This is a genomic window from Leucobacter sp. VD1, assembly GCF_037150695.1.
In the GTDB taxonomy this organism is placed as follows: Bacteria; Actinomycetota; Actinomycetes; order Actinomycetales; family Microbacteriaceae; genus Leucobacter.
Genome location: NZ_JBBCPO010000001.1, coordinates 184,194 through 205,708 on the forward strand (window position 1 = coordinate 184,194; position 21,515 = coordinate 205,708).

A 21,515-nucleotide genomic window follows, 5' to 3' on the forward strand; every position below is an offset into this window, starting at 1 on the left:
AAAGCGTCACAATGATTCAGAAAGCGGAAATGTCGATATGGTGTGGCATTTTCGCGTGCTAATGCGTAAATATGAGGACTCTGGAAGATGAAGTGAGGCGAGGGGTGCTGTCGGTCTGGCATCATCTCAGGCATGGATGATTTCGATGAGGACCTGATCCGCGCGCTCCAGCTCGATGGTCGGGCGCAGTTCTCGACGCTTGCAGACCAACTCGGCGTGCACCGCACTGTCGTCGCCCAGCGCGTGCACGATCTGCTCGCCTCCGGCGAGATCCGCATCCTCGCGGCCGTGCACCCGAGGGCCGTCGGTCTGCCCATCCAAGCAAATCTCCAGTTGCGCATCAGCGGCCCCACCTCGCCCATCTTCGAACGCATCCAAGAGTTCACGAATGTCGTGTTCCTCTCCGAGATCACCGGCCAATCCCAGGCGGTGGTCGAAGTCTGGGCGGCTGACCGCGAAGACGTCGCACGCTCGATCCGCGCGATCCAGGCGATCGATGGCGTGGTCGAAACGCAGTTTTCGCTCTACGACCGCGTGCTGCGTCGCCTGCGCCTCGGCGAAGACCCCGAGGCCACCGACCTCGTCTTCGACGACTTCGATATCGCCCTCATCGCCCAGTTGCAGCTCGACGGCAGACTCACCTTCGGCGAGCTCGCCAGACGCACCGGCCGCTCGGCGTCGGCCTGCAGGGCGCGCGTGCTGCGGCTGCTCGACTCAGGGGTGATGCGGATCGGCGCGGTGCGCAGCCGCCGCAGCACGACAAGTTCAGTGCTCTCAGGAGTCGGGATCGTGCTCCGTGGGGACCAGGCGCAGACGGCAAGCGCCGAAGAGCTGTTGCTCGACATTCCCACGATCGAGTTCGCCGCTCGAACCCTCGGCCGCTACGGCCTGATCGCAACGATTGCGGCGCGCTCACTCGCCGATTACACCGATATTGTGCGGGCGATTCGCGCCCACCCTGGGGTGCAGCACGTCGAGACGTGGGTGCACGCCTTCGTCTGGCTCGAACGCTATGAGTGGAGCCTCGACCGTCTGGAGCGCAACCGTCTCGCGCGGCCCGCGATATCGGGGCTCGCTGCCGCCGGATCCGATTGAATCACCGCCGCTCGCAGCAGGCGCTGTTCGTGTCAGGCGCCGCGGCCCCCGGCGGCATGATCGTCGGCGAGCGGCTGCCCGGTGAGGGCGTGGATCGCCGCCATGATGCGCTCGGTCGCCTCGCGGCGGGCTCGGCCTCGCGGCAGGCCGGCGAGATCGTCGAGCGCGACCGGCGCGCCGAAGCGCAGCTCGACGCGATCGGGGCGTCCTGTGTCGGGGTTCAGTAGCGCCCGGTTCGTGCCGATGAGGCCCACGGGCACCACCGTCGCACCCGTTTCGAGTGCAAGCCAGGCGGCACCGGCCCGGCCGCGGTAGAGCCTGCCGTCGCGGGACCGACTGCCCTCGGGAAACACGGCGAACACGCTGCCGGCTGCAAGCACTTCTCGCCCGGCGTCGAGCGCTTCCTGGGCGGCGGCCGAGGCCTCCCGGTGCACCGGGATCGCGCCGATCTGCCTGAAGAACCAGCCGCCCAGGCGCGATTCGAAGAGCGACGCCTTCGCGAGAAATTGCACCTTGCGAGGCGAGAACGAAGGGATGAGGATCGTGTCGAGACCCGAGAGGTGATTGCTCGCGAGCAGCACCGCCCCCTGCTCAGGCACATGCTCGCGCCCCGTCACGCGGGGGCGGAATCGCAGGCGCAGCAGCGGGCGCAGCACTGCGCGGCCGATGAAGAACACCGGGCCGGGGCGTGCGACGGATCCGCTCTCTGCAGGCACCCTCCGAGCCTACTCCCGCACAGCCGCTTCTGATTCGCGAGGATTGCCGTCGCACATACACCCTGGCGGGCCCGGATGGCAAGGGTCAGTGCGCTGCGGGAAGGTGGCGGTTAGGGTGGGGTGAGCGCACGCCGGGTGCGCCCGGCCTCAGGGGAGGTGCCGCTGTGATTGAGTTCGAGCAGGTGTCTAAGACGTATCCGGGCGGTGCCGTCGCGGTGCGCGATTTCTCCTGCGTCATTCCCTCCCGCCGCTGCGTGGTGCTCGTCGGCTCCTCCGGATCCGGTAAGACCACACTGCTGCGCATGGTCAACCGGATGGTCGACCCGAGTGAGGGACGCGTGCTCATCGATGGTGAGGACGTTCGCGAGCGCAATGCCGTCGAGCTGCGTCGCGCCATCGGCTACGTCATGCAGCACGGCGGCCTGCTGCCGCACCGCACTGTGCGCGACAACGTCGCTACGGTGCCGATGCTCACGGGCGTCTCTCGTCGGGAGGCCCGCGCCGCGGCGGGTGCACTGCTGGAGCGCGTGGGCCTCGACCCCGCGCTCGGCGACCGCTACCCCGCCCAGCTCTCGGGTGGCCAGCAGCAGCGCGTCGGCGTGGCACGCGCGCTCGCCGCCGACCCCAACATCCTGCTCATGGATGAACCGTTCGGAGCTGTCGACCCGATCGTGCGCCGTGAGCTGCAGAGCGAGTTGCTGCAATTGCAGGCCGAGTTGGGAAAGACGATCGTGTTCGTCACACACGACATCGATGAGGCGTTTCTGCTGGGTGACGAGGTGATCGTGCTCGAGCGGGAGGGGCGGATCGCGCAGCAGGGATCTCCCGCCGAGATATTGGCGGATCCGGCTGACGATTTCGTGCGCGACTTCGTGGGCGCTGACCGCGCCGAGCGTCGCCTGCGCCCGGTGGAGGTGGGCGGTCGCAGCATTGCCGTCGATGAGGCCGGTCGGCCTGTGGGGGTGCTCGACGGGTGAACTGGCTGCTCGCGAACTGGGGGTCGGTGGCGGGGCTGGTGCTCGACCACTTGCTGCTGAGCCTGCCGGCGATTCTGATCAGCGTGCTTGTGGCCGTGCCGATCGGCAGGCTCGCTTTTCGGCGACCCCGCATCGGCGGCCCGCTGCTCACGATGACGACGCTTGCCTACGCGATCCCGGCGCTGCCGCTGCTCATCATCATCCCGGCGATCGTGGGCACACCGTTGCGGTCGTGGCAGACCATGGTGATTGCGCTCTCCGTCTACGGTGTTGCGCTGCTCGTGCGCACCGTCTGCGATGCGTTCTCGGCGGTGGACCCGCAGCTGCGTGATGCGGCGCTTGCCACCGGCTACTCGCCGCGGGGCTTGTTCTGGCGGGTGGATCTGCCGCTTGCGGTGCCGGTGCTGATCTCGGGGGTGCGGGTGGTCACGGTGTCGACGATCAGCCTGGTCACGCTCGGTGCGCTTATCGGAGTGCCGGGGCTTGGCTCGTTGCTCACCGATGGCTTTCAGCGGGGGATCGCGGCAGAGGTGTGGACCGGTGTGCTCGCAACGGCGCTGCTCGCGCTGTTGCTTGACGCCGTGGTGCTGGGGATCGGCCGCGCGGTTGCCCCGTGGACACGGGCGGTGCGCGCGTGACGCCCGCGGCGCTCGGCCTGTTCGGTGAGGCACTCGCCTGGCTTGCTGACCCTGCGCACTGGGCCGGGGCGGGCGGAATTCCGAACCGCGTGCTGCAGCATCTGGGGGTGACCGCGTTCGCGCTCGTGATCGCAGCTGTCGTCGCCTTGCCCGCCGGCGTGCTCATCGGGCATACGCGCAGAGGAACCGCCCTTGTCGGCGGACTCACCGGCGCGGCACGTGCGCTTCCCACGCTCGGCCTGCTCACCCTCTTTGGGCTTGCCTTCGGTATCGGGTTGACAGCGCCGTTGCTCGCACTCGTCGTGCTCGCCATCCCTTCGCTGCTCGCGGGTGCCTACGCTGGGGTGCAGGCGATCGACCCCGCCGTGCCGGCGGCCGCGCAAGCGGTGGGGTTCAGCCCGGCGCAGGTGATTCTGCGCGTCGAACTGCCGCTCTCGCTGCCCGTGATGGTCGGCGGTATCCGTGCCGCCGTGCTGCAGCTCGTGTCGACGGCCACGCTCGCCGCGTACACCGCAGATCTCGGACTCGGTCGCTACCTGTTCTCCGGCCTGAAATCCCGCGACTATGCCCAGATGCTCGCCGGAGCCCTGCTCGTCATCACACTCACCCTGGTGCTCGAAGTGCTGCTCGCCGCCTGCCAGCGCGCCGCGACGGCTCGCTTCGGGCGTCCCGGATCCCGGGTCCGCCGTCGCGCCTCGCGCTCCCGCGCGGCGACCGCGCCGACGTTGCCGACCCCCGACGCAACTCACCCAGCCTCACCCGCCCAACGAGAGGAAGTCCGATCATGAACCGACGCCCCCAGCTCCGCCGCTCTCCGTGGCGCCGTGCCGCGCTCGCAGCGGGCACCGTCGCCCTCTCGGCGACGCTGCTCACCGCCTGCGGTGGTGGCGATCCGCTCGCCGCACCAGAATCCGCCGACCCCGCGAAGGGTGACGCCATCGTCATCGGTTCGCAGGATTACTACTCCAACGAGATCATTGCCGAGGTTTACGCGCAGGCGCTCGAAGACGGCGGCTATGAGGTTGACAGGCAGTTCCGCATCGGGCAGCGCGAGGTGTACCTGCCCGAGCTCGAGGCCGGCTCCATTGATCTCTTTCCCGAGTACACCGGCAATCTGCTGCAGTACTGGGAGCCTGACACCCAGGCGCGTCTGAGCGACGACGTCTACGCTGCGCTGGAGGAGGCCGCCCCCGACGGCCTGCGCGTGCTCGACCAGGCCCCCGCGACCGACCAGGACTCGTACATGGTGACCCGCGAGTTCGCAGACCAGTGGAAGCTGAAGACCGTCGCAGACCTCGCCGGAGTCGACGCACCCCTCACGCTCGGAGCCAACTCCGAGGCAGAAACCCGCCCCTACGGCCCGAAGGGCCTCGCCGACGTCTATGGGGTCGCGGACGTGGGATTCACCCCCATTGAGGACGGCGGTGGCCCGCTCACCGTGAAGGCGTTGCGTGACGGGTCGATTCAGCTCGCCATCATTTACACGGCGGATCCCACCGTTGCTGAGAACAACCTCGTCGCACTCGAAGACACGAAGGGTCTGTTCCTCGCCTCGCATGTGGTGCCGCTCGCGAGTGAGCGCGTCGATGCGGGCGCCGAGGAGATCATCAACAAGGTCAGCGCCGCGCTCACCACGGAAGATCTGGTCGCGATGAACGGGCGTAGCGTGAAAGATGAGCTGCCGGCCGACCGCATCGCGGCCGACTGGCTCGCTGAGAAGAAGCTGGTCTGAGAGGAGGCGGGCCGCCGAGGTCTGAGAAGATACGAGCTATGAGCACCCTCAATGCGGATCTCGCGATCATCGGCTCGGGTTCGGGCAACTCGCTCGTCACGCCCTTCTGGGACGACAAGCGAGTGGTGATCGCCGAACACGGCGTCTTTGGCGGCACCTGCCTCAACGTGGGCTGCATCCCCACCAAGATGTATGTGCGGCCGGCCGCCCTCGCCCGCACCCCCGAAGAGGCCGCCAGACTCGGTGTGGCGCTGCGCTTCGAGGGCGCCGACTGGACCGCGATCCGCGACCGAATCTTCACCCGTATTGATGCGATCTCAGCCGCGGGGGAGCACTATCGTGCCCACGAACTCGACAATGTCGAGCTGATTCCCAAGCGGGTGCGACTCGACGGCCCGCGTGCCTTCATGGTCGAGGGCAGCACGGATGCCGGCGAGGGGGCGGGGATCAGCCGTGTTGAAGCTCGGCAGCTCGTGATCGCCGCGGGCTCGCGGCCGGTGCTGCCCGACATTCCCGGCATCGAACTGCCCGGCGTGCACACCTCCGATACGGTGATGCGTCTTGACGCGTTGCCGGCCCGCGTGATCGTGATCGGCGGCGGCTACATCGCCTGCGAGTTCGCCGCGATATTCACCGGTCTCGGCTCCGAGGTGGTGCAGCTGGTGCGCGGGGATCGCCTGCTGCCTCGCCTCGACGCCGAGATCGCGGAGAGCTTCACAACAGAGGCAGCGAAACGCTGGCAGCTGCGGCTCGGCTGCTCGGCGGATTCGATCGCCGAGCATGAGGCCGGCGGGCTGCGGGTGACGCTTGCCGGTTCCGGGGCCGAGACGCTGCAGGCCGACATCGTGCTCGCGGCAACGGGCCGCCGCCCCAACTCCGATCTCGTGGGGGCGGCCGAAGCCGGCATCGATTTGCACGAGGACGGGCGGATCGCGGTCGATGAGTACCAGCGAGTGCTGTCGGGCGGATCACCGCTGCCCGGCGTCTATGCGCTCGGCGATGTGTGTTCGCCGTTCCAGCTCAAGCATGTCGCGAACCATGAGGCGCGGGTGGTGGCGCACAACCTTGAACACCCGCACGAGCTGCGACGATCCAGGCACGACGCCGTGCCTGCGGCAGTGTTCAGCGACCCCGAGCTCGCGCAGCTCGGCCTCACCGAGCAAGAGGCGGCCGAGGCCATCGGTGCCGAGCATGTCACCGCGAAGGTGCAGCGCTACGGTGACACCGCCTACGGTTGGGCGATGGAAGACCGCACCGGGGTGTTCAAAGTGATCGCCGATCGCAGTGACGGGCGCCTGCTCGGGGCGCACGCGATGGGATATCAGGCATCAAACCTGGTGCAGGTCGTGGTGATGGCGATGAGCTTCGGTATCGACGCCCACACCGCGGCGCGAGGCCAGTATTGGATACACCCGGCACTCATGGAGGTTGTGGAGAACGCGCTGCTTGGCCTGCAAACGCCGCCTGGCGACGCGCTTTGATGGGTGCGGGGGCGGCGTTGCAGGCTCGGTGATGCGCGCCGCTCAGCTTCGCTGGGATGAGCCCTGGTCAGCGGCTCGGCCATGCTCACCTCAGAGGCTCAGACCTGCTTACCTCACCCCAGCTCAGCCTGCGAGCAGCGCTGGGAAGACGAAGTCGGTGTTGAGCGGCGCCATATCGCTGCGCTCAGCCGCCGGGTCCACCCACTCCAGATGTTCGATCTCGGCGAGCGGCTTTGCGTCGGCCGCAGCCGCCACGAAGGGATGCTCGAACACGGAGGCCACGACGGTGTGCCCGGGCTCGTTCGCCGCCGCGGCTCGGAATACGCCCAGGGCGCGCAGTCGTTCGCGGTCGAGCGCGATCCCGAGCTCCTCACCGAACTCTCGCACCGCAGTGTCACGCGGATCCTCGCCCGCCTCGTGCTTGCCACCGGGAAGCATCAGCGCAGCGGTGCCGCGCTTGCGTACATTGAGCACCCGCCCCGCCTCGTCGCGCATCACGACGGCGCTCACACGGATGAGGAGAGGTTCTGCTGCAGCGGTCACCCGACGAGCCTAACGCCGCAAGCGTATTCGTGCAGTCGGGAGCCGGCTTCGTGCAGGCGGTGCGTCAGCCTCGCGGCTCGGCCGAGGGATCGGGAGAGAGGGCCGCGTACGCCTCAGCGCTCAGACGGTCGGCGATGACGGGAAACTCACTGCGCACTTCAGCGACCCGCGCCGCATCGACATCCACTACGAGCACCTCCTCGCCGTCACCGCACTCGGCCACGATCCGCCCCGAAGGATCGACCACGCGGCTGAAACCCCCCAGCGTCACAGCCGCCTCACCCTCGCCCTGCGTGCCGCAGGCGTTGCACGCCAGCACCCACAGCTGATGCTCCACCGCGCGGGCCTGCGTCAGCAGGCGCCAGTGTTCACGACGCGCGGCGGGCCAGGCAGCAGGCACCACGACGGCCTCAGCGCCGCGAGCGCTCAGCTCCTGCCACAGGCCCGGGAAGCGCAGGTCGTAGCAGGTGGTGCTCGCGGTTTGGCCCAGCGGGCCCGGCACCACGCTCAGCGAGGCGCCCGGGCGCAGCAGCTGCGATTCAAGCGAGCGGTAGCCGAAGACGTGGATCTTGCGGTAGACCTGCGCGATCCGCCCCCCGGCGTCGACGAGCACCGCCGTATTGCTGAGCGTGCCATCGACACGCCGCTCGACGAGGCTGCCGAGGTGCACCGCCGAGCCGAGATCGCGGGCCACGCGCCGCGCCATCGCAACTGTCGGCCCGTCGAGGGTTTCGGCGCGCGCCTCGTAGCTGTCGAACGCGAAGTAGCCGGCGCTCCACAGCTCGGGCAGCACGAACATGTCGATGCCTTCGTGCTGGCGCAGCAGTTGCTCGACGCGTTCGATGCGCTCAGCGGGAGTCTCTGAGTCGGGGCTCGCCACCTGCACGAGGGCGATGCGGCGGATCCCGGCAGGGCTTGCCGGGCTGGCGGGCGTCTTCGTCGCGGTCATGCCCTCAGCCTAACGACAGCGTCTGACACTGCGGCGACCCCCGCTGCGGCCGCCGCGGTGCAAGAATGGCAGCATGAGCATCGACACGGCCGAGCTGCCCGAGCCCGAAGGGCCTGAGGATCGTCCCGCTCCGGCGGGCAACCCCGGTTGGCTGAGCGACGACGAACTGCGCTTCGTGCGAGGCCGACTGCCGGTGGTGTACGTCGAGGCGGTGCCGGTGCGAATCGACGGGCTTGGCAAGATCACCGAGGTGGGCCTGCTGCTGCGTAGCACCCCGGAGGGTGTACTCAACAGATCGCTCGTGTCGGGCAGAGTACGCTTCGGTGAGACGCTGCGCGAGGCGCTGTTCCGTCACCTCGAGAACGACCTCGGCCCGATGGCGTTCCCGCAGATGCCCACCACCCTGGTGCCTGTGCAGGTGGCCGAATACTTCCCCATGCCGGGCATCTCGCCGTATGTCGACGAGCGCCAGCACGCAGTGTCGCTGGTCTACGTGGTGCCGGTAACCGGCACGTGCAACCCGCGCCAGGACGCCCTTGAAGTGACGTGGATGTCGCCCGATGAGGCTGTGTCGCCGCAGACGCTCGACGAGCTTCCCGACGGCCGCGGGCGGCTGCTGCGTGATGCGCTCGCCGCCGGAGGCTACTGATCGCTTTCGCGGCTGTTGCGGTTCGGTTTCGCGGTTGCGGATCAGCCTCGCGGCTGCCACACGATGACGTGGGCGCGTGAGAAGCCGCGAGCGCACCGGCCGCATGAGGTGACGCGGGTTGGCCTGCGGAAGCGGTAGTGCTCGTGCCCTGCGGGACAGGCTCCGATCCACGGGGCTCGCTCGTGGGCGATCTCCCCGTCGTGTGTGCGCCCGCCGACGTAGCCGATCTCGGCCGCGATCTGCTTCCAGGCGGGTCCGTGCCCGGCGGCCGACCCTGCCATCGCGTGCGCGATCTCGTGCAGCAGCACCTGGTGGATCTCATCGTCGTCGAACTTTTCGGCGAGGTAGCGTGACACGGTGATGCGGCGTTCGGTGTAGTTGCAGAGTCCGGCGCGGCGCTTCGCCCTGTCGAAGTCGAAGGTCCAACTCGATGCTCCGAAGCGTGGTTCGAGATGCATGCGGATCAGTGCGTCTGCCCACACGCGCACGCGCGCCAGCTCAGCCACGGTCGTCGCCAGGCTCAGCCACGCCCGAACACCTCGGGTGGCGGCGCAGGGCTGGGGGCTGCGTCGGCGTCGCTCACCGCTCGCGCGCCGCGCAGCCAATCGGCGAGTTCACGCCCAACCAGCATGCGCGCGGGGTGCGGGCCGCTCGCGAGCAGCCGGGGCAACCAGTCGAGATCGTCGTGGAAGCCGCCGCCAGCACCGTCAACGTCGTGGGCACCACCGCCAGCACCACCTCCTGTGCCGTCGGCCTCTCCGCCGGTGGCCAGCAGCACGACGTTGCCGAAGCGTCGGCCTTTGAGTACCTGCGGCTCTGCGATTGCGGCGACGGTGTCGAAAAGCGAGGCGAGCGTGGCTGCTTGACCACGGGTGAAGGCCTGCCCGGCACCGTCGGTCACGTTGACCACGACCACGCCTCCCGGAGCGAGCAGCGGTCTGATGAGCTCGTAGAATTCGACGCTCGACACGTGCGCTGGCGTGCGATCTCCCGCGAAGATGTCGACGACCACGAGGTCCATGGCACCGCGCATCCCGTCTGGCAGTTTGCCGAGCACCTCGCGGGCGTCACCGCGGCGCACCCTGATGCTCGCACGGCGCGGGAGCGGCGCGGCCTCGCGCACGAGGTCGACGAGCGCCCCTTCGAGTTCGACGATCTGCTGGCGGCTGCCTGGTCGTGTCGCCTCGACGTAGCGCGGCAGTGTGAACGCGCCACCGCCGAGATGCAGCGCCGAGATGGGCGCGCCGACCGGCCGGAACAGGTCGATGACGTGACCGATGCGCCGCACGTACTCGAAGAACAGCTCAGAGGGGTTGCGCAGATCGAGGTGCGACTGCGGCGTGCCGTCGATGAGCAGTTGGATCGCGCCGGGAACCCAGCGATCCTCCTCGAACTCGGCCGTGAGGCCCGAGCTCAGCACGACGGCTTCCGGCAGAATCACGGGGCCGTTCCTGTGGGGTGTTCGCCGTCGCCGATCCGCCTCGCCCCATCGCCCGCGGCAGTTCCCAACGCCAGCTCAGCGATCTTGCGCAGCATGTCGGCGTTCGACGGCTCGACCTGGTGGCTGCGGTCGGGGTAGACGATCACCGGGATGTTGGTGCGGCCGCTGATATCGCGGGCCACCTCGACGGAAGCGGGATCTTGCACGAGATCGACATAGCGGTAGGGGGCTCCGGCCCTGTCGAAGATGAGCTTGGCGCGGCGGCAGTCACCGCACCAGTCGGCTCCGAAGATGATGGTTTCGCTCATGCGTCCAGCCTAGGCGGCGCCGCCGACATTGATGCCGGGGGGCGCTCCCAGAGGCGTCTGGCGAGCACGGCCGCGCAGATCCCGAGCAGAGCGCCGGCGACGGTGTCACTGAGCCAGTGCACGTGCAGGGCGGTGCGACTCCACATCATGGTGACGATCCAGGCCGCCGCAATGACCCAGGCCCACCGCGTCGCGGTGCGCGAGAGGCGGCGAGACTCAGCGGCGATCAGCGCGAGCGACACGGCGAGCGCGGCGGCTCCCATCGAGTGGCCGGAGGGGTAGGAGCTGCCAGCCGCGTGGTAGAGCTGCTCCCACGGCCTCGGTCGCAGCACGAGAGCCTTGATCGTCTCTGACGCGGCGATGCCGATGAGCATTGCCGTAGCCACCGACGCGGCATCGCGGGGGCGGCGCAGCGCGAGCAGCAGCGCGGTGGCGATGGCGGTGCAGGCGGCGGCCCCGATCCCGCTGCCGGCCTCCGCCATGAAGACGGCGATTGCCCGGGCCACCGAACCGTCACTCACCCCGGCCACGCCGTGCCACCACTCGTCAATGGCGAAGGGGCCTGCGTGCGCGAAGCGCAAGTAGGCGCCGAACCCCGCAATCAGCACGAGGCCCACGACGGCCCAGGGGGTTGCGCGGCGCGCGATGGAGCGTGACTGCGGGGGAGCGGACATGGCTCTACGCTAGCCGGGCAGTCTGCGAAGGCGGCGCGCGGCCGTTCTTCGCGCACCGATCGACGTTGGCGCACCTCCTGCGGCGGTGAAAAGGTGCGCTACGGTGCATCGGTGCTGTTGCATGAGGAAGGCTGGGCGAGTGCGGCGGATCCCGGCGGCGGCGGATCCGGAGGCGTCAATTGGGCGGAACGGGCTGGCGGGGAATATGCTGGGAGTGGCCTGCGATCCGCGAGAACAGTGTTGTGTGCAGTGGACAGTCGATAACAATGGTGTTACAGTCGATAGTTGCACTACGGACACCAGTATGCCTTCATATAGCGGGAGGCGACGGGAGCTGGCGCGAAAGCGCAGATGAGCCTCGCCCTCGTGATCCGATGCATCTCTCGCAAGACCAGGTCAACCGGCCCGACGGGGCCCACGGAGGTAGTTTCCTTGGCTGCTGCGCGCAACGCATCGTCAACCACCCAACCGAAGAACGGTCGCAACCACTCGCGACTCTCCTTCGCCAAGATTTCCGACACGCTGTCGGTGCCCAATCTGCTGGCACTGCAGCTCGAGAGCTTTGACTGGCTCGTCGGCAACGACGCGTGGAAAGAGCGCGTCGTCGAGGCACAAGCCGAGGGGCGCGACGACATCGCGCTGAAGAGCGGCCTGGAGGAGATCTTCGACGAGATCTCCCCGATCGAAGACAACGCCGGCACCATGCAGCTGTCCTTCGAGAACCCGATCCTCGACGAGCAGAAGTTCACCATCGAGGAGTGCAAGGAGCGCGGCAAGACCTACGCCGCCCCGCTCTACGTCGAGGCGGCCTTCTACAACACCGAGACTCAGGTGCTGAAGAGCCAGACGGTCTACATGGGCGATTTCCCCATCATGACCGATAAGGGCACCTTCATCATCAACGGCACCGAGCGCGTCATCGTCTCGCAGCTCGTGCGTAGCCCCGGCGTGTACTTCGAGCGCGTGCAGGAGAAGACCAGCGATAAGGACGTCTTCACCGCTCGCGTCATCCCGAGCCGCGGTGCCTGGCTCGAGTTCGAGGTCGACAAGCGCGACCAGGTCGGTGTGCGTATCGACCGTAAGCGCAAGCAGTCGGTCACCGTGTTCCTCAAGGCGCTGGGCATGACCAGCGAGGAGATCCTCGAGGAGTTTGCCGGCTACGAGTCGATCGCGCTCACCCTTGAGAAAGACGGCATCCTCACCCAGGAAGAAGCCCTCAAGGACATCTACCGCAAGCAGCGTCCGGGCGAGCAGGTGGCGATCGAGGCGGCTAAGGCCCTCCTCGACAACAGCTACTTCAACCCGAAGCGCTACGACCTCGCAAAGGTCGGCCGCTACAAGATCAACCGCAAGCTCGGCGTCGACGCTCCCATCACCGACTCGGTGCTGTCGCTCGAAGACATCGTCGCGACGATCAAGTACCTCGTCGGCCTGCACGCCGGCACCGAGACGCTTCCCGGCGTGCGTGACGGCCAGCCCATCGAGTTGCGCCTCGACACCGACGACATCGATCACTTCGGCAACCGTCGCATCCGTGCGGTGGGCGAGCTGATCCAGAACCAGGTGCGCACCGGCCTCAGCCGCATGGAACGCGTCGTGCGCGAGCGCATGACCACCCAGGACATCGAGGCGATCACCCCGAACACCCTGATCAACACGCGCCCTGTGCTCGCGGCGATCAAGGAGTTCTTCGGCACCTCGCAGCTGTCGCAGTTCATGGATCAGAACAACCCGCTCGCGGGCCTGACCAACAAGCGCCGTCTCTCGGCTCTCGGCCCCGGCGGCCTGTCGCGCGACCGCGCCGGCGTCGAGGTGCGAGACGTGCACCCCTCGCACTACGGCCGCATGTGCCCGATCGAGACCCCTGAAGGCCCGAACATCGGCCTGATCGGTGCGCTCGCAACCTTCGCGCGTATCAACGCCTTCGGCTTCATCGAGACCCCTTACCGTCGCATCCTCGACGGCAAGGTCACCGATCAGGTTGATTACCTCACCGCTCACGAAGAGGACGAGTACCTCATCGCGCAGGCGGGCGCTCCCCTCACCAAGGACGGCAAGTTCGCCGAGAAGCAGGTGCTCGCGCGCCCCCGCGGTTCCGAGGTGGTGCTCGTCGACTCCGAGCGCGTGCAGTACATGGACGTCTCGCCGCGCCAGATGGTGTCGGTGGCGACCTCGCTCATCCCGTTCCTCGAGCACGACGATGCGAACCGCGCGCTCATGGGTGCTAACATGCAGCGTCAGGCCGTGCCGCTCGTACGCAGCGAGTCGCCGGTTGTCGGCACCGGTATGGAGGGCTACGCCGCGATCGACGCCGGTGACGTTGTCACCGCGCAGAAGTCGGGCGTTGTCGAAGATGTCTCGGCCGACGTCGTCACCATCCAGGAGGATGAGGGCGGCCGCAAGAGCTACTTCATGCGCAAGTTCGACCGCTCCAACCAGGGCACGAACTACAACCACCGCGTTATCGTGAAGGCGGGCGAGCGCATCGAGGCCGGCGAGGTCATCGCCGACGGCCCCGCAACTGAGAACGGCGAGCTCGCGCTCGGCCGCAACCTGCTCGTCGCGTTCATGTCGTGGGAGGGCCACAACTTCGAGGACGCGATCATCCTCAGCCAGAACCTGGTGAAGGACGACACCCTCTCCTCGATCCACATCGAGGAGTACGACATCGATGCCCGCGACACCAAGCTCGGCAAGGAAGAGATCACTCGTGATCTCCCCAACGCCAGCATGGAGGCGCTGAAGGATCTCGACGAGCGCGGCATCATCCGCATCGGCGCAGAGGTCAAGCAGGGCGACATCCTCGTCGGCAAGGTCACCCCGAAGGGCGAGACCGAGCTCTCCGCAGAAGAGCGCCTGCTGCGTGCCATCTTCAACGAGAAGAGCCGCGAAGTGCGCGACACCTCGCTCAAGGTGCCGCACGGCGTCTCGGGCACGGTCACCGCGGTCAAGGTGTTCGACGCCGAGAACGACAACGATGACGAGCTGGGCTCGGGCGTCAACCAGCGCGTGGTCGTCTACATCGCGCAGAAGCGCAAGATCACCGAGGGCGACAAGCTTGCCGGCCGCCACGGCAACAAGGGCGTCATCTCGAAGATCCTGCCCGTCGAGGACATGCCGTTCCTCGCAGACGGCACGCCCGTCGACGTGATCCTCAACCCGCTCGGTATCCCCGGTCGCATGAACTTCGGCCAGGTGCTCGAGATCCACCTCGGATGGATCGCGAAGCAGGGCTGGAAGGTCGAGGGCAACCCCGAGTGGGCCAAGAAGCTCACGCAGGAGGCGCTCGAGGCTGCTCCGAACACGAAGGTCGCGACCCCAGTGTTCGACGGCGCGACGGAGGAGGAGATCGCAGGTCTGCTCGATTCGACGCTCGTCACGCGCGATGGCGACCGCCTCATCGACTCCAGCGGCAAGACCCGTCTCTTCGACGGTCGCTCGGGCGAGCCGTACCCGTACCCGATCTCGGTCGGCTACATGTACATCCTCAAGCTGCACCACCTCGTCGACGACAAGATCCACGCGCGTTCGACGGGCCCCTACTCGATGATCACCCAGCAGCCGCTCGGCGGTAAGGCCCAGTTCGGCGGCCAGCGCTTCGGTGAGATGGAAGTGTGGGCGCTCGAGGCCTACGGCGCCGCATACGCGCTGCAGGAGCTGCTGACGGTAAAGTCCGACGACATCCTCGGCCGCGTCAAGGTGTACGAGGCGATCGTTCGCGGCGAGAACATCCCGGAGCCCGGCGTGCCCGAGTCGTTCCGCGTGCTCATGAAGGAGATGCAGTCGCTCTGCCTGAACGTCGAGGTGCTCGGGGCTGATGGCCAGGCCGTCAACCTGCGCGACAACGACGATGAGGCTCACCGCACCGCGGAAGAGCTCGGCATCAACCTGTCCAGCCGCTTCGAGACTTCGTCGGTCGACGAGATCTAAGAGCCGTATCCACCCTGTCGTTCTGCGCGAGCGAGTCGCAGGATCCTCAGATCCTGCGACTCCCCGCAGATGACCGGGTCATAGACATACAGATTCCATACCAAGGAGAACATTTTGCTCGAGGGTACGAGTTTTAATGAGCTGCAGATCCGTCTGGCGACCGCCGATGATATCCGCAGCTGGTCGTTCGGCGAGGTCAAGAAGCCGGAGACCATCAACTACCGCACGCTGAAGCCCGAGAAGGACGGTCTGTTCGGCGAGCAGATCTTCGGCCCCAGCCGTGACTGGGAGTGCGCGTGCGGCAAGTACAAGCGCGTGCGTTACAAGGGCATCGTCTGCGAGCGCTGCGGCGTCGAGGTGACGAAGTCGAGCGTGCGACGCGAGCGCATGGGCCACATCGAGCTCGCCGCGCCCGTCACGCACATCTGGTACTTCAAGGGTGTTCCGTCGCGTCTGGGCTACCTGCTCGACATGGCACCGAAGGATCTCGAGAAGGTCATCTACTTCGCGGCCTACATGATCATCGACATCGATGAGGAAGGTCGTCACGAGGATCTCGCCGAGCTGGAGGCCGAACTGCGTCTTGAGCTGAAGGCACTCGAGGATCAGCGCGACATCGCGATCGCGCAGCGCCAGCAGCAGGCTGAGTCGGATCTTTCCGCACTTGAGGCCGAGGGCGCGAAGGCGGATCAGCGCCGTCGTGCTGAGGCGTCTGCCGAGAAGGAGATGGCTGCGATCCGCAAGGGCTTCGACGACGACATCGCTCGTCTGCAGCGCGTGTGGGAAGACTTCCGCAACCTCAAGGTGGGCGACCTGAAGCCCGAGGACGCGGTGTTTGCCGATCTCATGGACCGCTACGGCGATTACTTCGAGGCCTACATGGGCGCCGAGGCGATCAAGAAGCGTCTTGAGGGCTTCGATCTCGAGGCTGAGGCTGAGACACTGCACCTGCAGATCGCCGAGGGCAAGGGTCAGAAGAAGATCCGCGCCATCAAGCGCCTGAAGGTGGTCAGCGCCTTCCTGCAGACGGGTGCGAGCCCGGCCGCGATGGTGCTCGACGTGGTGCCGGTGATCCCGCCGGAGCTGCGCCCGATGGTGCAGCTCGACGGTGGTCGCTTCGCGACCTCCGATCTCAACGACCTCTACCGTCGTGTGATCAACCGCAACAACCGTCTGCGCCGCCTGCTTGATCTCGGTGCTCCCGAGATCATCGTGAACAACGAGAAGCGCATGCTGCAGGAGGCCGTCGACGCGCTGTTCGACAACGGCCGCCGTGGCCGCCCCGTTACCGGCACCGGCAACCGCGCCCTGAAGTCGCTCAGCGACATGCTCAAGGGCAAGCAGGGCCGCTTCCGTCAGAACCTGCTCGGCAAGCGCGTTGACTACTCGGGCCGTTCGGTCATCGTCGTCGGCCCGCAGCTCAAGCTGCACCAGTGCGGTCTGCCCAAGCAGATGGCGCTCGAGCTGTTCAAGCCGTTCGTCATCAAGCGCCTCATGGATCTGTCGCACGCGCAGAACGTGAAGGCTGCGAAGCGCATGGTGGAGCGCGCGCGCTCCGAGGTGTGGGATGTGCTCGAGGAGATCATCCGCGAGCGCCCGGTGCTGCTGAACCGCGCCCCCACCCTGCACCGCCTCGGTATCCAGGCCTTCGAGCCGCAGCTCGTTGAGGGTAAGGCCATCCAGCTGCACCCGCTCGTCTGCGCTGCCTTTAACGCCGACTTCGACGGTGACCAGATGGCAGTGCACCTGCCGCTGTCGGTCGAGGCTCAGGCCGAGGCGCGCGTGCTGATGCTCGCGTCGAACAACATCCTGAAGCCGTCTGACGGTCGCCCGGTGACCCTGCCCTCGCAGGACATGATCATCGGTCTGCACCACCTGACGACTGTCAAGAAGGACGCCATCGGCACCGGCCGCGCCTTCGGCTCGATCGCCGAGGCGATCCTGGCGATGGACGAGGGCACCCTCGATCTCGGTGCTCTGGCGAAGATCCGTCTCATCGGTTACACCGATGCGAACGGCGTCACCTCCGAGAAGCCCGTGCTCGTCGAGACCTCTCTTGGCCGCGCGATCTTCAACGAGGCGCTGCCTGTCGACTACCCCTACTTCGAGCGCGTTGCCGACAAGGGCAGCCTGTCGGGCCTGGTCAACGACCTGGCCGAGCGCTACCCGAAGGTGGAGGTCGCCGCGACCCTCGACCGCATCAAGGATGCCGGTTTCTACTGGGCTTCGCGTTCGGGCATCACCGTCGCCCTCTCGGACATCGTGACCCCGCCCAACAAGGGCGAGATCATCGCGGCGCACGAGAAGCTCGCCGCCAAGGTGCAGCGCGACTACGATCGCGGCATGATCAGCGATGTCGATCGTCGTAAGGCGCTCACCGACATCTGGACCGAGGCGACCGAAGAGGTCGCAACGGCGATGCGCGAGAACTTCCCCGAGGACAACACCATCTACCGCATGGTGTCGTCGGGTGCTCGTGGTAACTGGCTGCAGATCCGGAACATCGCCGGTATCCGAGGCCTGGTGTCGAACCCGAAGGGCGAGATCATCGCTCGTCCGATCATCAACTCGTACCGCGAGGGCCTGTCGGTGGCGGAGTACTTCATCGCGACCCACGGTGCCCGTAAGGGTCTTGCCGATACCGCTCTGCGTACCGCCGACTCGGGTTACCTGACCCGTCGTCTGGTCGACGTGTCGCAGGACGTCATCATCCGCGAAGAAGACTGCGGCACCCGTCGTGGTCTGGATCTGCCGATCGCTGCGGCTGATGCCAACGGCGTGCTCGTGCGTGACGAAACCGTTGAGAACTCGGTTTACGCTCGCACGCTCGCAACTGACGCCGTTACGGCTGATGGCACCGTTGTTGCGGCTGCCGGCGAGGATGTTGGCGATGTGCTCATCGACCGACTCATCGAGGCAGGCGTGACCGAGATCAAGGTGCGCTCCGTGCTCACCTGCACCTCGGCTGTCGGTGTCTGCGCCACCTGCTACGGCCGTTCGCTTGCGACCGGTCAGCGCGTCGATATCGGTGAGGCCGTCGGCATCATCGCGGCCCAGTCGATCGGTGAGCCCGGTACGCAGCTGACGATGCGTACCTTCCACACGGGTGGTTCGGCTTCGGCGGCTGACATCACGCAGGGTCTGCCCCGCGTGCAGGAGCTCTTCGAAGCTCGTACCCCGAAGGGTGCGTCGCCGATCGCTGAGGCCGCTGGTCGCATCACGATCGAGGACACGCCCAAGGGCCGTACGATTCTGCTCACGCCGGACGACGGCACCGAGGAGAAGGTGTACCCCGTGCTGAAGCGCGCCACGCTGCTCGTCGAGGACGGCGATCGTGTCGAGCTCGGCCAGCCGTTCCTGGCGGGCACGCTCGATCCGAAGGACATCCTGCAGGTCGGTTCGACCGAGGAGGGCAAGCACATCCCCGGTGAGCGTGCCGTGCAGAAGTACCTCGTCGAGGGCGTGCAGGGCGTCTACCGCTCGCAGGGTGTGCCGATCCACGACAAGCACATCGAGGTGATCGTGCGCCAGATGCTGCGCAAGGTGACCGTGGTCGATCACGGCGAGACTGAGCTGCTGCCCGGCGAGCTTGTGGATCGTTCGCGTTACCAGCGGATCAACCGCGAGGCACTGCTCGAGGGCAAGCGTGCCGCGACCGCGCGTCCCGAGGTCATGGGTATCACCAAGGCCTCGCTCGCGACCGAGTCATGGCTGTCGGCGGCCTCCTTCCAGGAGACCACCCGCGTGCTCACGCAGGCGGCGATGGAGGGATCGCGCGATCCGCTCATCGGCCTCAAGGAGAACGTCATCATCGGTAAGCTCATCCCGGCCGGTACCGGCCTGAGCACCTACCGTGACGTGGATGTCGAGGCGACCGAGGAGGCGAAGGCGGAGCGCTACCCGAACCGCCTGTTCGCGACCGAGGGCACCTTCGACGAGAATGATCTCTCGTTCGTGGACTTCGACAGCTTCACCGCTGACGAGTTCAACCCCGGCAACTACAGCTAGGGTCCGGGCTGAGGATCCCGCGTGCTGTGCGCGGGATCCTCTGGTCTGAAAGGGCGTTCGCACTGCGGTGCGGACGCCCTTTTTCGTGTGTTCTGCGCGCGTGATGCCTGCTTTGTCAGTGGTGGCTTGTATTGTGGCGGCCAGAGTATGTGCTCGGCAACGAGCGCCCACGACGAGAGGTGCAGCGATGAGCGACGAGCGCGAGACCCCGGCATCGAGAGCCGCAGAGGCTCCTGAGACGTCGGCGAATGCCGGAGCGCCCGTAGAAGAGGCCGCGGCGAGTCAGACCGAGGTGTTGGCGGCGGTGGAACGCTCGAAGGGCGCTTCCGCTGACCCCGAGACCGATGACGCGAAGAACGAACTCGTGGTTGTTGAGGAGACCGTAGTGGTCGAGTCGAGCGAGGCCGTGGCCGCAGACGATGCGGCGCTGGCCGAGCAGGCCCGGCGCCAGGCCGCCTCCGAGGTTGACACGCAGCTCGATCTGGAGATGCCCTCTGCGTCGCGCACTTCCAACGAGGCACCTGAGCTGGCGTCGCTGCCCACTCTTGACGAGCTGCCCTCTGCCGCGGGTGAGGCGCAGTTGCCGCCGGAGCGCGATGGTGAGATCCGAATCAGCTCGGACCATCCGATGGCCGCGCTCTACATGCAGACTCCGATGCCTCCTGAGATTCGCGGAAATCGCGGCGCCGGTGTGCTGATCGCGCTGTTGGCCACGGTGGGCTTCGTGCTGCTGTACACCGGGGTGATCGCGCTGTGGCTCGCGCCGACGCTTGCCCCGTCTCAGTTTGTCGACGGCCTTACTGAGCAGCTGATGTCGTGGAGCACCGCTGCTGCCGCGACTGCGTTCTTCGTGGGGTTGTCGGTGCTGGTACTCATCGTGGGCCGGGCCGGTCGGTGGGCGTATGTGCTCGGCAGTTTCCTCGTGGGCGTGGTGGTGTGGATCGCGGCAACGGCGGGTCTGCTCGTCGATGAGGCCGGGTTCCGTGCGCTGCTCAACATTGCGCCCGCGGTGATCGCGGAGCGTTTCGGTCTGACGGTGCCCGCGATTCTGGCCGGTCTCGCGGCGCGAGAGGCTGCGATCTGGTTCGGTGCGTGGATCGGCGGTCGTGGCCGTCGCATGAAGCAGCGCAACGCGATCGCGCTTGCCGAGTACGAGGCCGCGCTTGCAGAGGTGCAGGAGAAGCACGGGCAGCCGGAGCAGCCGATTGCGGTGTCGAAGCCTGAGAAGTCGCGGAAGCGGGCGAAGCAGTCGTGACTGACGGCTCCCGTCGTGGGGTGACGCGCGGCTACGTTGCTGGCCTGGTTCTGGCCGCAGCGATCGTGGCCGCAGCGTTACTCATTGCGGCTTGGGGGTTGCTTGCGCTGATGCTTCAGCGGGATCCGGTGTCGAGCGACGGTGTGCCGCTGTGGGCCGCTCCGCTGCTGCTGATGCTCGGCCTGGTGCTGCTTGCTGCGGCGCTGTGGCAGCAGGCACTGGTGTTGCTGCGCGGCCGGCGCGGCCCGGCATGGGGCGTGATCGTGGCTGCGGCAGGCGGCGTCTATCTGCTGTGGTGCCTCGGTGGCGTGATCGCCGGGCTTTCGGTTGATGAGACCTGGGTGAGTCCCTTCGCCGGGGCGCTCCCGCTGATCTGGGCTGTGGCATCGCTGCTGTTCTGGGCGGTGCTGGCACGGCGGGTGTATACGAAGCGTCCGGCTCCGCGGTGGCCGTGGGAGCGCGCAGGAGAGGACGAGTGATCGTGGCTGGCGCGATCGACGAGCGGGTGAATGCGGCGGTCGATGCCTGGCTGCGGTGGGTGCCGAGTTGGAAGCCTGGCACGCATCGTGGGCGATCGCGGCTGTGCGGCAGATGCACCGGGTCGCCGCTGCTGTCGGCGGCGGGGCTCGCGAGCGACGTGCCGCATCAGGTGACCCATGCACTGGTGTCGCGGATGCAGCGCATCATCGATAAGCGTGTCGACGAGTTCACTGCGGCGCAGCTGCCGGCACTGCACGATGAGCTCGCAGGTGAGGAGCTGTGGCGCAGCGGCGGCTACGATCCCGCGGCGAACCTCGCACCGGAGTATGAGGGACTGGATCCTGATCCCGAGCCCGATGACGGTGAGCAGCCGTTCCTATTCACCCTGGCAGGCCTAGCCGAGGAGAGTCGACCGGAGCCGCCGCTGCCGAGGCCGCCATTGAGCGCCGAGGAGAAGCAGCGCCTGCGTCGGGAGATCGAGCTCGCCGATGCCATCGCGGAGGAGACGGGACGGGAAGTCTGCTTCGCCTTGATGACGCATCGGCAGCGGATCGGGGCCGCGATCCAGCGATTCGTCGAGCCCCAGATTCAGACCATGCTCGAAGAGCTTTCGCAGCATCTGGAAGCTCCGCAGTAGTG

At 67.1% G+C, this 21,515-nt stretch carries 19 protein-coding genes; 12 read left to right on the forward strand and 7 right to left on the reverse strand.

Going from position 1 to position 21,515, the window contains the following annotated elements; translation table 11 throughout:
* Positions 1 to 132 precede the first annotated feature (132 nt).
* Entirely contained in the window at positions 133 to 1,095 is a 963-nt protein-coding gene (locus WFL22_RS00935) for an Lrp/AsnC family transcriptional regulator (RefSeq protein WP_336991118.1), read from the forward strand.
* A gap of 32 nt (positions 1,096 to 1,127) precedes the next feature.
* Here the strand turns inward: WFL22_RS00935 and WFL22_RS00940 are convergent, their stop codons facing one another.
* Positions 1,128 to 1,811, reverse strand: coding sequence for a lysophospholipid acyltransferase family protein (locus tag WFL22_RS00940; RefSeq protein WP_336991119.1), 684 nt, complete (start codon positions 1,809 to 1,811; stop codon positions 1,128 to 1,130).
* A gap of 164 nt (positions 1,812 to 1,975) precedes the next feature.
* On the opposite strand from WFL22_RS00940, the gene WFL22_RS00945 reads away from it, so the two are divergent.
* From WFL22_RS00945 to WFL22_RS00965, 5 genes are read left to right on the forward strand one after another with little or no spacing between them, the layout of a single operon-like run.
* Positions 1,976 to 2,788 carry an ABC transporter ATP-binding protein gene (locus WFL22_RS00945; RefSeq protein ID WP_336651557.1) on the forward strand — a complete coding sequence of 271 codons (813 nt, stop codon included), beginning with the start codon at positions 1,976 to 1,978 and terminating at the stop codon, positions 2,786 to 2,788.
* The gene (locus WFL22_RS00950; protein ID WP_336651556.1) at positions 2,785 to 3,426 is read left to right on the forward strand and encodes an ABC transporter permease; all 642 of its coding nucleotides are present in this window, start codon (positions 2,785 to 2,787) and stop codon (positions 3,424 to 3,426) included. The genes WFL22_RS00945 and WFL22_RS00950 overlap by 4 nt, the downstream gene beginning before the upstream one ends.
* The gene (locus WFL22_RS00955; protein WP_336991120.1) at positions 3,402 to 4,214 is read left to right on the forward strand and encodes an ABC transporter permease; all 813 of its coding nucleotides are present in this window, start codon (positions 3,402 to 3,404) and stop codon (positions 4,212 to 4,214) included. The genes WFL22_RS00950 and WFL22_RS00955 overlap by 25 nt, the downstream gene beginning before the upstream one ends.
* Complete coding sequence (locus WFL22_RS00960) at positions 4,211 to 5,158, forward strand: ABC transporter substrate-binding protein (RefSeq protein ID WP_336651554.1); 948 nt, start codon at positions 4,211 to 4,213, stop codon at positions 5,156 to 5,158. The genes WFL22_RS00955 and WFL22_RS00960 overlap by 4 nt, the downstream gene beginning before the upstream one ends.
* Positions 5,159 to 5,196: 38 nt before the next feature.
* Complete coding sequence (locus tag WFL22_RS00965) at positions 5,197 to 6,639, forward strand: mycothione reductase (protein WP_336991121.1); 1,443 nt, start codon at positions 5,197 to 5,199, stop codon at positions 6,637 to 6,639.
* 123 nt (positions 6,640 to 6,762) lie between these two features.
* Here the strand turns inward: WFL22_RS00965 and WFL22_RS00970 are convergent, their stop codons facing one another.
* Both WFL22_RS00970 and WFL22_RS00975 read right to left on the reverse strand, forming a co-directional pair.
* Positions 6,763 to 7,182: an NUDIX hydrolase gene (locus WFL22_RS00970; RefSeq protein ID WP_336651552.1), complete on the reverse strand. Its 420-nt coding sequence runs from the start codon at positions 7,180 to 7,182 to the stop codon at positions 6,763 to 6,765.
* 64 nt (positions 7,183 to 7,246) lie between these two features.
* On the reverse strand, positions 7,247 to 8,131 hold the full coding sequence (locus tag WFL22_RS00975; protein ID WP_336991123.1) for a nitrilase-related carbon-nitrogen hydrolase: 885 nt from the start codon (positions 8,129 to 8,131) through the stop codon (positions 7,247 to 7,249).
* A 73-nt stretch (positions 8,132 to 8,204) separates the two neighbouring features.
* Here WFL22_RS00975 and WFL22_RS00980 point away from each other — a divergent pair, with 73 nt between their 5' ends.
* On the forward strand, positions 8,205 to 8,780 hold the full coding sequence (locus tag WFL22_RS00980) for a DUF4916 domain-containing protein (protein WP_336991124.1): 576 nt from the start codon (positions 8,205 to 8,207) through the stop codon (positions 8,778 to 8,780).
* A gap of 41 nt (positions 8,781 to 8,821) precedes the next feature.
* Here WFL22_RS00980 and WFL22_RS00985 read toward each other — a convergent pair whose 3' ends face one another.
* Genes WFL22_RS00985 through WFL22_RS01000 form a run of 4 tightly spaced genes read right to left on the reverse strand, consistent with a single transcriptional unit; the run spans position 8,822 to position 11,203 of the window.
* A complete protein-coding gene (locus WFL22_RS00985; RefSeq protein WP_336651549.1) occupies positions 8,822 to 9,286 on the reverse strand; it encodes a SprT-like domain-containing protein in 465 nt (154 codons plus the stop codon).
* Positions 9,287 to 9,300: 14 nt separating this feature from the next.
* The gene (locus WFL22_RS00990; protein ID WP_336991125.1) at positions 9,301 to 10,221 is read right to left on the reverse strand and encodes a spermidine synthase; all 921 of its coding nucleotides are present in this window, start codon (positions 10,219 to 10,221) and stop codon (positions 9,301 to 9,303) included.
* Positions 10,218 to 10,529, reverse strand: a complete 312-nt coding sequence (locus WFL22_RS00995) for a glutaredoxin domain-containing protein (RefSeq protein WP_336991126.1) — start codon at positions 10,527 to 10,529, stop codon at positions 10,218 to 10,220. The genes WFL22_RS00990 and WFL22_RS00995 overlap by 4 nt, the downstream gene beginning before the upstream one ends.
* Entirely contained in the window at positions 10,526 to 11,203 is a 678-nt protein-coding gene (locus tag WFL22_RS01000; RefSeq protein ID WP_336991128.1) for a phosphatase PAP2 family protein, read from the reverse strand. The genes WFL22_RS00995 and WFL22_RS01000 overlap by 4 nt, the downstream gene beginning before the upstream one ends.
* A gap of 432 nt (positions 11,204 to 11,635) precedes the next feature.
* On the opposite strand from WFL22_RS01000, the gene rpoB reads away from it, so the two are divergent.
* The 5 genes from rpoB to WFL22_RS01025 all read left to right on the forward strand — a co-directional run bounded on the left by rpoB (position 11,636) and on the right by WFL22_RS01025 (position 21,513).
* Positions 11,636 to 15,133: a DNA-directed RNA polymerase subunit beta gene (gene rpoB / locus WFL22_RS01005; protein WP_336651545.1), complete on the forward strand. Its 3,498-nt coding sequence runs from the start codon at positions 11,636 to 11,638 to the stop codon at positions 15,131 to 15,133.
* Between the two features lie 114 nt (positions 15,134 to 15,247).
* Positions 15,248 to 19,141, forward strand: a complete 3,894-nt coding sequence (locus WFL22_RS01010; protein WP_336651544.1) for a DNA-directed RNA polymerase subunit beta' — start codon at positions 15,248 to 15,250, stop codon at positions 19,139 to 19,141.
* 187 nt (positions 19,142 to 19,328) lie between these two features.
* Positions 19,329 to 20,396: a hypothetical protein gene (locus WFL22_RS01015; RefSeq protein ID WP_336991129.1), complete on the forward strand. Its 1,068-nt coding sequence runs from the start codon at positions 19,329 to 19,331 to the stop codon at positions 20,394 to 20,396.
* Positions 20,393 to 20,875 carry a hypothetical protein gene (locus WFL22_RS01020; RefSeq protein ID WP_336991130.1) on the forward strand — a complete coding sequence of 161 codons (483 nt, stop codon included), beginning with the start codon at positions 20,393 to 20,395 and terminating at the stop codon, positions 20,873 to 20,875. The genes WFL22_RS01015 and WFL22_RS01020 overlap by 4 nt, the downstream gene beginning before the upstream one ends.
* Positions 20,872 to 21,513: a spermidine/putrescine ABC transporter substrate-binding protein gene (locus WFL22_RS01025; protein WP_442918332.1), complete on the forward strand. Its 642-nt coding sequence runs from the start codon at positions 20,872 to 20,874 to the stop codon at positions 21,511 to 21,513. The genes WFL22_RS01020 and WFL22_RS01025 overlap by 4 nt, the downstream gene beginning before the upstream one ends.
* Positions 21,514 to 21,515 lie beyond the last annotated feature (2 nt).

Excerpts from the sequence above, each read along its gene's own strand:
- WFL22_RS00935 (WP_336991118.1), top strand. The coding sequence starts at position 133 with ATGGATGATTTCGATGAGGACCTGATCCGCGCGCTCCAGCTCGATGGT.
- WFL22_RS00960 (WP_336651554.1), top strand. The coding sequence starts at position 4,211 with ATGAACCGACGCCCCCAGCTCCGCCGCTCTCCGTGGCGCCGTGCCGCG.
- WFL22_RS00965 (WP_336991121.1), top strand. The coding sequence starts at position 5,197 with ATGAGCACCCTCAATGCGGATCTCGCGATCATCGGCTCGGGTTCGGGC.
- WFL22_RS00975 (WP_336991123.1), bottom strand. The coding sequence starts at position 8,131 with ATGACCGCGACGAAGACGCCCGCCAGCCCGGCAAGCCCTGCCGGGATC.
- WFL22_RS00980 (WP_336991124.1), top strand. The coding sequence starts at position 8,205 with ATGAGCATCGACACGGCCGAGCTGCCCGAGCCCGAAGGGCCTGAGGAT.
- WFL22_RS00995 (WP_336991126.1), bottom strand. The coding sequence starts at position 10,529 with ATGAGCGAAACCATCATCTTCGGAGCCGACTGGTGCGGTGACTGCCGC.
- WFL22_RS01000 (WP_336991128.1), bottom strand. The coding sequence starts at position 11,203 with ATGTCCGCTCCCCCGCAGTCACGCTCCATCGCGCGCCGCGCAACCCCC.
- WFL22_RS01015 (WP_336991129.1), top strand. The coding sequence starts at position 19,329 with ATGAGCGACGAGCGCGAGACCCCGGCATCGAGAGCCGCAGAGGCTCCT.